The organism is Acidovorax sp. Root70 (assembly GCF_001428225.1).
In the GTDB taxonomy this organism is placed as follows: domain Bacteria; phylum Pseudomonadota; class Gammaproteobacteria; order Burkholderiales; family Burkholderiaceae_C; genus Acidovorax.
Genome location: NZ_LMHQ01000029.1, coordinates 340198 through 353979 on the forward strand (window position 1 = coordinate 340198; position 13782 = coordinate 353979).

At 63.4% G+C, this 13782-nt stretch carries 12 protein-coding genes and 1 tRNA gene; 7 read left to right on the top strand and 6 right to left on the bottom strand.

What is annotated here, in order from left to right; genetic code table 11:
* Positions 1-81 precede the first annotated feature (81 nt).
* The 4 genes from ASD94_RS18110 to ASD94_RS18125 are packed head-to-tail and all read right to left on the bottom strand — an operon-like array spanning position 82 to position 5655.
* On the bottom strand, positions 82-1698 hold the full coding sequence (locus ASD94_RS18110) for an ABC transporter ATP-binding protein (RefSeq protein WP_056646003.1): 1617 nt from the start codon (positions 1696-1698) through the stop codon (positions 82-84).
* An 11-nt stretch (positions 1699-1709) separates the two neighbouring features.
* Positions 1710-2765: an ABC transporter permease gene (locus ASD94_RS18115; RefSeq protein ID WP_200954252.1), complete on the bottom strand. Its 1056-nt coding sequence runs from the start codon at positions 2763-2765 to the stop codon at positions 1710-1712.
* Between the two features lie 13 nt (positions 2766-2778).
* Positions 2779-3810, bottom strand: coding sequence for a microcin C ABC transporter permease YejB (locus ASD94_RS18120; RefSeq protein WP_056645809.1), 1032 nt, complete (start codon positions 3808-3810; stop codon positions 2779-2781).
* Positions 3811-3828: 18 nt separating this feature from the next.
* Positions 3829-5655, bottom strand: a complete 1827-nt coding sequence (locus ASD94_RS18125; RefSeq protein WP_056645812.1) for an extracellular solute-binding protein — start codon at positions 5653-5655, stop codon at positions 3829-3831.
* 104 nt (positions 5656-5759) lie between these two features.
* On the opposite strand from ASD94_RS18125, the gene fabI reads away from it, so the two are divergent.
* Together fabI and ASD94_RS18135 are read left to right on the top strand one after the other, a co-directional pair.
* On the top strand, positions 5760-6560 hold the full coding sequence (gene fabI, locus ASD94_RS18130) for an enoyl-ACP reductase FabI (RefSeq protein ID WP_056645815.1): 801 nt from the start codon (positions 5760-5762) through the stop codon (positions 6558-6560).
* 95 nt (positions 6561-6655) lie between these two features.
* A complete protein-coding gene (locus ASD94_RS18135) occupies positions 6656-7519 on the top strand; it encodes a DNA ligase (RefSeq protein ID WP_056645818.1) in 864 nt (287 codons plus the stop codon).
* Positions 7520-7600: 81 nt separating this feature from the next.
* Here ASD94_RS18135 and ASD94_RS18140 read toward each other — a convergent pair whose 3' ends face one another.
* Complete coding sequence (locus ASD94_RS18140; RefSeq protein ID WP_056645821.1) at positions 7601-8161, bottom strand: fasciclin domain-containing protein; 561 nt, start codon at positions 8159-8161, stop codon at positions 7601-7603.
* A gap of 176 nt (positions 8162-8337) precedes the next feature.
* On the bottom strand, positions 8338-10704 hold the full coding sequence (locus tag ASD94_RS18145) for an arginine/lysine/ornithine decarboxylase (RefSeq protein WP_056645824.1): 2367 nt from the start codon (positions 10702-10704) through the stop codon (positions 8338-8340).
* Positions 10705-10850: 146 nt separating this feature from the next.
* Here ASD94_RS18145 and ASD94_RS18150 point away from each other — a divergent pair, with 146 nt between their 5' ends.
* From ASD94_RS18150 to ASD94_RS18170, 5 genes are all read left to right on the top strand, one after another.
* Positions 10851-11276, top strand: coding sequence for an NfeD family protein (locus ASD94_RS18150; protein WP_056645827.1), 426 nt, complete (start codon positions 10851-10853; stop codon positions 11274-11276).
* Positions 11277-11317: 41 nt separating this feature from the next.
* Positions 11318-12235, top strand: coding sequence for an SPFH domain-containing protein (locus ASD94_RS18155; protein WP_015014685.1), 918 nt, complete (start codon positions 11318-11320; stop codon positions 12233-12235).
* A gap of 85 nt (positions 12236-12320) precedes the next feature.
* A tRNA-Ser gene (locus ASD94_RS18160) sits at positions 12321-12410 on the top strand.
* 585 nt (positions 12411-12995) lie between these two features.
* Positions 12996-13181, top strand: a complete 186-nt coding sequence (locus ASD94_RS18165) for a hypothetical protein (protein WP_056645829.1) — start codon at positions 12996-12998, stop codon at positions 13179-13181.
* A gap of 158 nt (positions 13182-13339) precedes the next feature.
* Entirely contained in the window at positions 13340-13717 is a 378-nt protein-coding gene (locus ASD94_RS18170) for a hypothetical protein (RefSeq protein WP_082576931.1), read from the top strand.
* Positions 13718-13782 lie beyond the last annotated feature (65 nt).

The window sequence follows — 13782 nt, forward strand, 5'->3', positions numbered from 1 at the left end:
TCGCAGACGGTGTCGAACAATCAAATTTGATAGCATTCGGCGCATATTTCACTAGCGCCTGCAGCAGATTTGGATCGAAATTCACCCACCAGGCACGGTGGCTGCCGCTACCAGCCGCTGGGTGTAGGGGTGCTGGGGCGCATCCAGCACATCGGCCACGCTGCCGCCTTCCAGCACTGCGCCATCCTTCATCACCACCACATCGTGCGCCATGGCGCGGATCACATCCACATCGTGGGTAATCAGCAGGTAGCTCAGGCCCTTCTCTTTCTGCAGCCGCTGCAGCAGGCCCAGCACCTGCTGCTGGATGGTCACGTCGAGCGCGCTGGTGGGCTCGTCAAGCACCAGCACCTGGGGCTGCACGATGAGGGCGCGTGCAATGGCCAGGCGCTGGCGCTGGCCGCCCGAAAATTCATGCGGATAGCGTTCCAGCAGGCGCGGGTACTGCGCCTCGGTCAGGCCCACTTCGGCCAGCGCAGCCTCGACGCGCGCGCGGCGCTGGGCGACATTGAGCGCGGGTTCATGCACCTTCAGGCCCTCGCCCACGATCTCTTCGACTGTGAGGCGCGGTGACAGGGACGAGAACGGGTCCTGGAACACCACCTGCACCCGGCGACGCAGCTGCTGGTTGGTGGGTGTGTTGCGCATGGCGGGCTGCTGCCACGCCTGCCCCCCCACCTGCAGTTGCCCCGTCGAGGGCAGCAGTCCCAGGATGGCCTGAGCCAGCGTGGACTTGCCCGAGCCGGATTCGCCCACCACGCCCAGCGTCTGGCCGGGCAGCAATTGCAAGGTGGCGCCCTGCACCGCCACAAACTCGCCCTTCTTGAACCAGCCTTTGATGCCGGGCAATGGCGTGGGGTAGACCACGCGAAGGTTTTGCGTCTGCACCACGGGCGCGGTGCCTGAGGGCGGGTCGGCCTCGATCACATCGCGTCGCGGCTGGCTGGCGATCAGGCGGCGGGTATAGGCATGTTGGGGTGCGCCGAAGACCTCGACCACCGGCCCCTGCTCTACCAGCACGCCCTGCTCCATCACCGCCACGCGGTCGGCAAAGCGGCGCACCAGGTTCAGGTCGTGCGTGATCAGCAGCACGGCCATGCCGGTCTGCCGTTGCAGGTCGCTCAACAAGTCCAGGATCTGGCCGCGCAGGGTCACATCGAGCGCGGTGGTGGGCTCGTCGGCCAGCAAGAGCTTGGAGCTGCTGGCCAGGGCCATGGCGATCATGGCGCGCTGGCGCTGGCCGCCGCTGAGCTGGTGCGGAAAGCTGTTGGCGCGGCGCGCGGGCTCTGGGATGCCGGTCTGCGCCAGCAGATCGATAGCGGCCTGCGCACACTGGGCGCCGGTGAGGCCCTTCTTGAGCAGCAGGATCTCGGCAATCTGCTGGCCTATCGTCATCAGTGGGTTGAGCGCGGTCATGGGCTCCTGGAACACCATGGCGATGTCGCCGCCGCGCACGCCGCGCATCTCGCGCTCGGTCATCGCCAGCAGGTCGCCCCGCCCCTGCAGCAGTGCCTGGCCGGTGATGGCGGCATTGCCCGCCAAGCGCAGCAAGCTCAACGCCGTAATGGTCTTGCCCGAGCCGGACTCGCCCACCAGCGCGAGCTTTTCGCCTGCAGCCAACGTGAAGTTGACGCCGCGCACCACCTCTTTGGAGCCGAAGCGCACATGCAGGTCCTGCACCTGCAACAAAGGAGTCATGGCCGTGGCGGTCACTGGTCTGCCTTTCGCGGGTCGAGGGCATCGCGCAGCGCGTCCCCCATGAAGGTCAGCAACAACAAGGTGACAACCAGCACGCCAAAGGTGGACAGGGAGATCCACCACGCATCAATGCTGTTCTTGCCCTGGCTCAGCAGCTCGCCCAGCGAGGGCGTGCCCGGCGGTACCCCCAGGCCCAGAAAATCGAGCGAGGTCAGCGCCAGGATGGCCCCGCTCATGCGAAACGGCAGGAACGTGACCACCGGCGTGAGGCTGTTGGGCAGGATGTGACGCCAGATGATCTGGCTGTTGCTCACGCCCAGGGCGCGGGCTGCCTTCACATAGTCGAGCTGGCGATTGCGCATGAACTCGGCGCGCACGTAGTCCGACAGGCCCATCCAGCCAAACAGGCTCAGCAAGATGAGCAGCAGCGCAATGCTGGGCGCAAACACCGCGCTGAAGATGATGAGCAGATACAGCTCGGGCATGGAGCCCCAGATCTCGATGAAGCGCTGGAACGCCAGGTCGGTCTTGCCGCCAAAAAAGCCCTGTATGGCCCCTGTGATCACGCCCAGCAGCACGCCGGTGGTGGTAAGCGCCAGGCCAAACAGCACGCTCACGCGAAAGCCGTAGAGCAACTGCGCCAGCAGGTCGCGCCCCCGGTCGTCCGTGCCCAGCCAGTTGTCGCCCGTGGGGGCCGAGGGGTTGGGCGCCTTGGCAAAGTAGTTGAGCGTGTTGGGGCCGTAGGGGTTCAAGGTGTACAGCGCCCAATTGCTGCCCGCGGAGAGGCGCTCCTTGATGAAGGGGTCCAGGTAGTCCGTGGGGGTCTCAAAGTCGCCGCCGAAGGTCTTCTCGGGGTAGTCCTTGAGCATGGGGAAGTACGTCTGCCCTTCGTATCGCACGATCAGTGGCTTGTCGTTGCTGACCAGCTCGGCGCACAGGCTCACCAGCACCAGGGCGCAAAAGATCAGCAGGCTCCAGTACCCCAGGCGGTTGCGCTTGAAGCGCAGCCAGGCACGGCGGGACGGGGAGAGTGAAATCGGGGTAGCAGCAGGACTCATCGGGGCCATCGGTGCGTTCGGGCTAGTCAAACTTCACGCGCGGGTCCACCCACACATAGCAAAGGTCGCTGATGAGCTTGGTGACCAGCCCGATCAGCGTGAACAGATACAGCGTGCCCAGCACCACGGGGTAGTCGCGGCGGATCACGCTCTCGTAGCTGAGCAGGCCCAGGCCGTCGAGCGAGAACAGGGTCTCGATGAGCAGCGACCCCGCAAAGAACGCCCCGATGAAGGCGGCCGGAAAGCCGGTGATGATGGGGATGAGCGCATTGCGAAACACATGCTTCCACAGCACCTGGCGCTCGCTCAGGCCCTTGGCACGGGCCGTGAGCACATACTGCTTGCGGATCTCTTCGAGGAACGCGTTCTTGGTCAGCATGGCCGTCACGGCAAAGCTGCCCAGCACCATGGCAACGACCGGCAGCGTGATGTGCCACAGGTAGTCCACGATGCGCGCGCCCCAGGTCAGCTCGTCCCAGTTGGCCGACGTAAGCCCCCGCAGCGGAAACCACTGCAACTGCCCGCCAAAAATGACCAGTAGCGCCACGCCCAACACAAAGCCCGGGATGGCGTAGCCCAGCAGGATGAGCAGCGTGGTCACCAGGTCAAACCGCGACCCCGCACGCACCGCCTTGGCCACGCCCAGCGGCACGGCAACGAGGTAGCTGATGAAGAAGGTCCAGAGGCCCAGGCTGATGGAGACCGGCAGCTTCTCTGCCACCAGTTGCCACACATCCTTGTTCTGGAAAAAGCTCTTGCCCAGATCAAAACGCGCGAACTGGCCCAGCATCTGGATGAAGCGTTCATACGCAGGCTTGTCAAAGCCGTACAAGGCCTTGATCTGCTCCAGCCGCTTGGGGTCCACGCCCTGCGCGCCCCGGTAGCTCAGGCCGCCGCCTTCAGCCCCCCCGCCGCCCACGCCGGCCTTAGCCTCGGCCATGTACTGCTCCACGGGGCCGCCCGGCACGAACTGGATCACCACGAAGGTCAGCAACAGAACGCCCAGCAAGGTGGGCAGCATCAGCAACACGCGTTTGAGGATGTAGGCAAACATGGGCGGGCTGGCGGGTGGTTATTTTTTGTCGGGCGCGGTCTGTGGCGGCATGCGCGCCCACCAGGTGTCGATAACCCAGCCTTCGCCGCTCGAATACGGCGGCACCGCTGCAGGCTTGGCCAGGCGCCAGGCGTTGTAGGCCATGCGGTGCGTGGCCGCCGTCCACTGCGGAATGAGGTAGTGGCTGTGCGCAATGATGCGCTCCAGCGCGTGGCAGGCAGGTAGCAACTGAGCCTCCGTCTTGGCCGACGTCATGGCTTTGATCATGGCGTCCACCGCCGGATTTTTGACACCTGCGAAGTTGCCGGAGTCTTCCACATCGGCCGCCTGGCTGCCGAACATGTCGGCGAATTCCTGCCCCGGATTGTTGGTGCCCTGGAACGCGAGCGAGGTGATGTCAAAGTCAAACTTCTGCAGCCGCTGCTGGTACAGCGCAAAGTCCACGGAGCGGAATCGCAGCGTGACACCGATCTTTTCGAGGTTGCGTATCCAGGGGGTGATGGTGCGCACACCGCCTTCGTTGCTGTCCATGTATTCCAGCTCCATGGCCTCGCCCTTCGCGTTGCGCAGGGCGCCATCGCGCACCTCCCAGCCTGCCTCTTTCAGCAAAGCCTGTGCGCGGCGCAGGTTGGCACGCAGTGGCGAATCGCCGTCGGTGCGGGGGGGCACCGTCATGGGGCCAAACGCAGCCGAAGGAATGTCTTTGCGGTAGGGTTCCATCAGCGCGAGTTCTTCAGGCGACGGGCTGCCCTTGGTTTCGCAGGCCGTGTTGCCAAACAGGCCGTTCACGCGCTGGTAGGCGCCGTAGAACATCTGGCGGTTCATCCACTCATAGTCCATCGCCAGGCCCAGCGCCTCCCGCACACGCGCATCCTGCAGCAGCGAGCGGCGAGTGTTGAGCACGTAGCTCTGAAAACCCGATGGCAGCTTGTGCTTGAACTCGCCCTTGACCAGCTCGCCAGTGTCGAACTTCTTGCCCGTGACGCGGCGGGCCCAGTCGCCCGCACTGAAGAACCGCATGAGGTCGAACTCGCCCGCCTTCAGGGCCTCCAGACGCGCGGTGTTGTCCTTGTAGATCTTGACCAGGATGCGGTCGAAGTTGGCCGTGCCCTTGCGCACGTTGAGGTCGCGCGCCCAGTATTGGGGGTCGCGCACATAGGTGATGTCCTTGCCGAAACGCACCGGACCGATTTTGTAGGGGCCGCTGCCGATGGGAATGTCCATCACCACCTGGTCAAAGGGCTTGGCCTTGCCGTTTTCCACGCCCCAGTCGCGGCTGAACACCGGCAAGCCCCCCACAGTGATGGGAAGCTCGCGGTTGGGCTGCTTGAAGCGGTAGCGCACGGTGCGGTCGTTGATCACATCCACGCCCGCCACCTCGATCAGCAAGGTCTTGTAAGACGGCGAGGTGAAGGGGCCTACCAGCGTTTCGTAGCTGTGCTTCACGTCCTGGGCCAGCACCGGCTTGCCATTATGAAAGCGCGCCTCGGGCCGCAGCCGGAAGGTGGCAGACAGTCCGTCGGGGGCGACCTCCACGTCCTCGGCGAGCAGGCCGTAGCCGGTTGCGGTCTCGTCCATGGAGCCCACCAGCAGCGAGTCGAACATCAGCGACGACAGGTAGGCAGGCGCGTTGCCCTTGATGGTGAACGGGTTGTACTTGTCAAAAGTGGAGACGCGCAGGTTGCTGACCAGCCGCAATTCACCGCCCTTGGGGGCATCGGGATTCACATAGTCGAAATGCGAAAAGCCCGCCGCATAGCGCGGCGCGCCCCACAAGGCATACGCATGCGCTGCCCACGCTGGAACAGCACACCCCATCAGCAACAAAGCCAGCCAAAACCGCATGCGACAATTCTGCACTACGTTCGCAGGGGCTTGCAGCCGAAGCCGCATATCCACATGCACCGGGCACCAAGCCTGCATTCCGCTATTCCACAAGGAGATTTCACATGGGTTTTCTGTCCGGCAAGAAGCTGCTCATCACGGGCGTGCTGTCCAACCGCTCCATCGCCTACGGCATTGCCAAGGCCTGCCACGAGCAAGGTGCCGAGCTGGCGTTCAGCTACGTGGGCGAGCGCTTCAAGGACCGCATCACCGACTTTGCAGCCGAGTTCGACTCGAAGCTGATCTTTGATTGCGACGTGGGCAGCGACGAGCAGATCGAGCGCATGTTTGCGGACCTGTCGCAGACCTGGGCGAAGTTTGACGGCTTTGTGCACAGCATCGGCTTTGCACCGCGCGAGGCGATTGCGGGCAACTTTCTCGACGGCCTGAGCCGCGAAGGCTTTCGCATTGCGCACGACATCAGCGCCTACAGCTTCCCGGCCATGGCCAAGGCGGCCCTGCCCTACCTGAACGACAAGTCGTCGCTGCTGACACTGTCGTACCTGGGCGCGCTGCGCTCCATACCCAACTACAACACCATGGGCCTGGCCAAGGCCAGCCTGGAAGCCAGCGTGCGCTACCTGGCTGAGGCAGTGGGCCGCACCGAAGATGGCCGCAGCATCCGCGCCAACGGCATCAGCGCAGGCCCCATCAAGACGCTGGCTGCCAGCGGCATCAAGGACTTTGGCAAACTGCTGAGCCGCGTGGCCGATGCTTCGCCCCTGCGCCGCAACGTCACGATTGAAGACGTGGGCAATGTGGCGGCCTTCCTGCTGTCGGACCTGGCATCGGGCATGACGGCCGAGATCACCTATGTGGACGGCGGCTTCAGCCAGACCGCTGGCCTGAGCGCCGACCAGGTGTAATCCGAGCAACGGGCTCACAGCCTTTTTGCACAAAACAGGCTTCTAGCGCTGATAGAACATGCGCTAGAAGCTATTTTTTTGATAGCACATCCATCATGCTCCGCAGACACTGCCTGGCTTGGCTGGGCCTCGCGCCCCTGGCCGCACTGACCACACCCCAGGCCTGGGCCGCCGATGCACCGGCCCTGTTGCTGGCCAATGTGTACCACCCCGGCATGCGCCTTGCGGACTACTGGGTGAGCGAGAAATACGATGGCGTGCGCGGCTATTGGGACGGCCACACGCTGCACACGCGGGGTGGTGAAACCGTCGCGGCACCGGCCTGGTTCACCGCCGGCTGGCCCGACACGCCCATGGACGGCGAGCTGTGGGCAGGACGCGGCCGGTTCAGCCATGCCCAGTCCACCGTGCGCCAGCAGCAGCCAGACGACGCCGCCTGGCGCGAGATGCGCTTCATGGTGTTTGACCTGCCCTCGCATGGCGGCACGTTTGACCAGCGCCTGCCCGCACTGAACAAGCTCGTAGAGTCGCTGAACCAGCCATGGGTGCAGGCCGTGTCACAGCAGCGCGTGGCCAGCGACGCCGCTTTGCAAAAGCTGCTGCTGCGCACCGTGCGTGCGGGTGGCGAAGGACTGATGCTGCACCGGGGCGCATCGATGTACCGCGCAGGCCGCAGTGACGACCTCATCAAGGTCAAGACGCACGAAGACGCCGAAGCCCGCGTGGTCGCCCACTTGCCCGGCCAGGGCCGCCACTCCGGGCGGCTGGGCGCCCTGGTGGTGGAGATGCCTTCGGGCCAACGGTTCCGGCTGGGCGCAGGGTTGACCGATGCGGAGCGCGACCACCCGCCGCCCGTGGGCAGCTGGGTGACCTACCGCTTCAGGGGCACCCACGACAGCGGGGTGCCGCGCTTCGCGAGCTTTGTGCGCGTGCGGGACGACATGCCGCCCACCCGCTGACGGGACAGCCACCGCCCCCGGCGGCTTCACCCCCTACAGCCCGCCCATACAACATCGCAGGCGGGCGGGCTGCCTCGCTCATCAGTTGGGCAACAACACCTTGTCCACCACGTGGATCACACCGTTGGACTGGTAGACGTCGGCAATCGTCACCGTCGCTGTACCGCCCTTTTCGTCCGTCACCATGATGGCATTGCCGCTGGCCTTGGCCATGAGGGTGCCACCCGCCACCGTCTTGAGGCTGGCCATGCCTTTGCCATCGGCAATCATCTTCGACAACGCGGCAGCGTCGTACTTGCCAGCCACCACGTGGTAGGTGAGCACCTTGGTCAGCGTGGGCTTGCTCTCGGGCTTGAGCAGCGTGTCCACCGTGCCGGCCGGCAGGGCGGCAAATGCCGCATTGGTGGGCGCAAACACGGTGAACGGACCGGGGCCCTTGAGCGTCTCTACCAGGCCTGCCGCCTTGACCGCTGCCACCAGCGTGGTGTGGTCCTTGGAGTTCACAGCGTTGTCGATGATGTCCTTGCTGGCCAGCATGGGCGCACCACCCACCATGACCTGCGCCATGGCAGGCATTGCGGCAGCCGCCATGGCAGCAGTCAGAGCGATGGTGGCCAGGCGGGCATTGAATCGAAGGGTCATGAAAATCTCCTGAGGGGGTTGTGAAGACAGTCACCGCATGAGAATCACGCGGCTGACAGTCAATACGGCCCCACTCCCGCTGCGGATTCAAGCGCAAAAAAATCGCTCCGCCAGCCGTGCCGGGGGAGCGATTTTCGAGACGCTGGTGCACCCATGCACCAGCGCGAAGGCAGTGCTTACACGTTGCGTCCGTAGGGACCGTCGTCGCCCACCTGTACCAGGTTCTTGGCAGTTGCCAGCGGCTTGGGGTTCTTGCCGGGCTTGCCTTGCTCTGCCACGCAGTCGGCGTAGTAGCGCACTTGGCCGTTCTCGTCTTCCACTTCTACCAGGCCGTGGATGTCGGTCTCGAAGCCGGGGCACAGCTTGGCGAATTCGCGCGCGAACTTGAGGTAATCCACGATCTTCTTGTTGAACACTTCGCCCGGAATCAACAGCGGAATGCCCGGCGGGTACGGCGTGACCAGGCCCACGGTGATGCGGCCTTCCAGGTGGTCGATCTCCACACGCTCGGTCGTGCGGTGCGCGATGTGTGCATACGCGTCCGAGGGCTTCATGGACGGCGTGAGGTCCGACAGGTACATCTCGGTGGTCAGGCGTGCGATGTCGTACTTGGCGTACATCTCGTGCACGTGCTGGCACAGGTCCTTGAGGCCCATGCGCTCGTAGCGCTTGTGCTGCTGGCAGAACTCGGGAAGGATGCGCCACATGGGCTGGTTCTTCTCGTAGTCGTCCTTGAACTGCTGCAGCGCGGTCAGCAGCGTGTTCCAGCGGCCCTTGGTGATGCCGATGGTGAACATGATGAAGAAGCTGTACAGGCCCGTCTTCTCCACCACCACACCGTGCTCGGCGAGGTATTTGGTCACGATCGACGCGGGGATGCCGGTCTTGTCGAACTTGCCGTCCAGGCTCAGGCCGGGCGTGACGATGGTGGACTTGATCGGGTCCAGCATGTTGAAGCCGTCGGCCAGCTGGCCGAAGCCGTGCCACTTGCTGCCCTTCTTGCTCTTGCTGTCGCTGCGGATGATCCAGTCTTCCGCGCGGCCGATGCCCTCGTCGGTGAGCTTTTCAGGGCCCCAGACCTTGAACCACCAGTCGTTCTTGCCGAACTCTTCTTCCACCTGGCGCATGGCACGGCGGAAGTCCAGTGCCTCCAGAATGCTTTCTTCCACCAGTGCGGTGCCGCCGGGGGGTTCCATCATGGCGGCGGCCACATCGCAACTGGCGATGATGCTGTACTGAGGGCTGGTGCTGGTGTGCATCAGGTACGCCTCGTTGAACAGGTGGCGGTCGAGCTTGGTGGTCTGCGAGTCCTGCACCAGCACGTGCGATGCCTGGCTGATGCCGGCCAGCAGCTTGTGGATGGACTGCGTGGCGTACGTCACCGAATGCTTGGGGCGCGTGCGCTTCTTGCCCATGGCGTGGTAGCTGCCATAGAACGGGTGGAACGCTGCGTGCGGCAGCCAGGCCTCGTCGAAGTGCAGGTTGTCCACGTAGCCATCAAGCATGCCCTTGATGGTCTCGGTGTTGTAAAGCACGCCGTCGTAGGTGGATTGCGTCAGCGTCAGCACGCGCGGCTTGACCTTCTTGGCGTCCACACCCTTGAGCAAGGGGTTGGCCTTGATCTTGGCCTCGATGGCCTTGGGCTCGAACTCGCTTTGCGGAATGGGCCCGATGATGCCGAAGTGGTTGCGCGTGGGCTTCATGAACACGGGGATGGCCCCGGTCATGATGATGCTGTGCAAGATGGACTTGTGACAGTTGCGGTCCACCACCACCACGTCGCCCGGGGCGACGGTGTGGTGCCACACCATCTTGTTGGAGGTGGAAGTGCCGTTGGTCACGAAGAAGCAGTGGTCGGCGTTGAAGATGCGCGCCGCATTGCGCTCGCTCTCGCCGATGGCGCCGTTGTGGTCCAGCAGCTGGCCCAGTTCTTCCACCGCATTGCACACGTCGGCACGCAGCATGTTCTCGCCATAGAACTGGTGGTACATCTGGCCCACGGGGCTCTTCAAGAAGGCCACGCCACCCGAGTGGCCGGGGCAATGCCAGCTGTACGAGCCGTCTTCGGCGTAGTCCAGCAGCGCCTTGAAGAACGGCGGCTGCACGCTTTCGAGGTAGCTCTTGGCTTCGCGGATGATGTGGCGCGCCACGAATTCGGGGGTGTCCTCGAACATGTGGATGAAGCCGTGCAGCTCGCGCAGGATGTCGTTGGGCAGGTGGCGGCTGGTCTTGGTCTCGCCGTGCACATAGATGGGCACTTCGGTGTTCTTGCGCCGCACCTCGCCAATGAAGTTGCGCAGGCTCAGCACGATGGGGTCCAGCCCCTCGCCCACGGTGAACTCTTCATCGTCGATGGATAAGATGAAAGCACTCGCACGGCTTTGCTGCTGGGCAAACTGCGACAGATCGCCGTAGCTGGTGACACCGACCACTTCGAAGCCCTCGGCCTCGATGGCCTGCGCGAGCGCACGAATGCCAAGCCCCGAGGTGTTCTCGGAGCGATAGTCTTCATCGATGATGATGATGGGAAAGCGAAACTTCATGCGCAGCCTCCAGGGAGCCGTGGCCTGCCCGGCCAAAAAACGAAATAGGCGCGAAGTGTAAGGAATAACGTTGACGCGCCTTTGAACTGCCATTCTTTTGACCCAGAATGTGGTGCAACAAACACAACCACACGAGGAGGTTCGACATGGAGGCATCCACCATCTGGTGGCTGGCAGCGGGGGCCGTGGTCGTGGCAGAACTGCTCACTGGCACGTTCTATCTGCTGATGGTGGCCCTGGGGCTGGTCGCCGCGGCCCTGGCCGCCCACCTCGGTCTGGCGTCGGCATTGCAGATGGTGTCGGCCGCCATCGTGGGCGGCGGGGCCGTCGTGGCCTGCTACTTGCTGCGGAAAAAACGCCCTGGCGACCCGTCTGCACGCGCGGACCGCAGTGTGAACATGGATGTGGGCGAAACCATCCACATCGAGAGCTGGAACCCCGACGGCACCACCACCGTGAAGTACCGGGGCGCCCAATGGACCGCCATCCACCGCCCTGGGGTCACCCCCTCGACCGGCATGCACCGTGTCGCCGAACTGGTGGGCAATCGCCTGCTGGTGGACCCGCTGTAAGCAACGCAGATCCTTTACCGAACCTCCCAGAAAGGCTTCTCATGGAAATTGCCATCGTCCTCCTGATCATTGCCGTGATCTTCATCGCCCGCTCGGTCAAGGTCGTGCCCCAGCAAAACGCCTGGGTCAAGGAACGCCTGGGCAAATATGCGGGTACGCTGACCCCGGGGCTGAACTTTCTGATTCCCTTCGTGGACAAGGTCGCCTACAAGCACAGCCTGAAGGAAATTCCGCTCGATGTGCCCAGCCAGGTCTGCATCACGCGCGACAACACGCAGCTGCAGGTGGATGGCATCCTGTACTTTCAGGTCACCGACCCGATGCGCGCCAGCTACGGCTCCAGCAACTACATCATGGCCGTGACCCAGCTGGCGCAGACCTCGCTGCGCTCGGTCATCGGCAAGCTCGAACTCGACAAGACCTTTGAAGAGCGCGACATCATCAACGCGCAGGTGGTGCAGGCCATCGACGAAGCTGCACTGAACTGGGGTGTGAAGGTGCTGCGCTACGAGATCAAGGACCTGACTCCACCCAAGGAAATCCTGCACGCCATGCAGGCCCAGATCACTGCAGAACGGGAAAAACGCGCACTGATCGCCGCCTCCGAAGGCCGCCGCCAGGAGCAGATCAATATCGCCACAGGCGAGCGTGAGGCCTTCATCGCCCGCTCCGAGGGCGAAAAGCAGGCCGTCATCAACAAGGCCCAGGGCGAGGCCGAATCCATCAAGGCCGTGGCCGAAGCCAACGCCCAGGCCATCGAACGCGTGGCCGCCGCCATCCGCCAGCCCGGCGGCGAGCAGGCGGTGCAGCTCAAGGTGGCCGAAAGGGCCGTGGACGCTTACAGCCAGGTCGCGTCAGACGCCACCACCACCCTCATCGTGCCCAGCAATATGACCGAGGTGTCGGCGTTGATCGGTTCGGCAATGAAGATGGTGCAGACATCGCAGAAAGCGGGCTGATGGGACGCCAGTCGATAGAAATTTTCAGGCGACGCGGATCTACGACCTGAATGCCCCCAATCCTGTGGCTATAATCGAGGGCTTCGGAGAGGTGGATGAGCGGTTTAAGTCGCACGCCTGGAAAGCGTGTGTGGGCTAATCCCCACCGCGGGTTCGAATCCCGCCCTCTCCGCCACATATCAACCCAGGTGATTTCGGTCACCTGGGTTTTTTGTTGTGGGTTTGCCTGTTGTACGCCCATGCGCCCCAGCTGCGCGCTGAAGGGCGTTCATTGAACGCTCGGCCCGGCACGCCGGCGACCAAACATCCCCGAGGTCCTGCGCACTCTGATGCGGTCTTGAGCCCATTGGCATCTGCTGGGGCCTAGCGACCCCGATCCAGTGACATTGGTGTGCGTCGGAATGTGGAAGACGGCGGCGCTGCGGTAGGCAGCCATGTGTGCCCCTATGCACCGCCGTTCGATGGGCATCCACCAACTCTGAAGCGAGCAAATAGAGCACGCTGAGGGTCCATGACGCCAGGCTGCATCCGCTTAGATCCTCAGGTTCTGCACGGCCCCCCAGCAGACGCAGCGACAGGAACGTTTCCATCAGGTTTGTAAAGGCAACAGGCCGTAACAGTTGCCCATAGAGCGCTGGTATGGCACTTGTCTTACACGCGGAACTGCGGCACTTTGCTGAAATCCTAGCCAGCAGCCATTGAGGTTGCGCTGGGAGGTCATTGCGGCCCCTCACCCTTTTTTGCTGAAAAGGACTTCACCATGAAACGCCATTCCTTACCGCCGGGAGCGCGCGCATTGGCCGCGTTCATCGGGACTGTGGTGCTGGCAGTGCTGGCAGCGGTGTCGCTGCTGATGCCGGATGTGGCTGTGCAGTCTGTGGACTCCATGTCGCATGGGCTCACGGGGCTGGATCAGATTTTGTCCACGAGCTTTCTGGACCGCTGATCGGTAGCGCTCCGGCAATGCCTTCCAAAGAGATTGGCGCTGCGCAGCAGCGTGTGTGGGTCCAAACAGCAACACAGTAGCAAAAAGCATAGCATCGGAGTACCATTCGACGCTGCACACCGGGTGTTTTCGGTGGCATTCTGGAATGGAGGACGATCGTGACCACACGTTTTCGCATCTCTGCAAACCGTTTTTCCTTGATTCACTACCCAAAATTCTGGGGCTCGATGGTGTTGTTGGCCGCTGTGGTGGGCTGCTCCAGCCCCCGCGACAACGCCTTGGATGAATTCTCGCGCTGGTACGACAGTGCCACGGCCCAGGCCCAGGCAGGCGCCATGAGCTGGAGCGAGTTGTACAAGCAAAGCTTTGACCGCCTGACGGCCCTGCCGCCCTCGCTGCAGCAGGACACCCGTCTCGAAAACACCGTGCTGCTGCTGTCCGTAGCGCGCAAGCTGGAGTCGAATGAAATCAGCCCCCAGCAGTTTGCGATGGAGCGCGACAACATCGAAACCCAGCTGCAGGCGCGCCTGCGCTGATGAACCCACGGCCAGTGGCAAAGAGCGCGCTTGCGGTCTCGGGCGGACCTGCGGCGCCCTTGCCG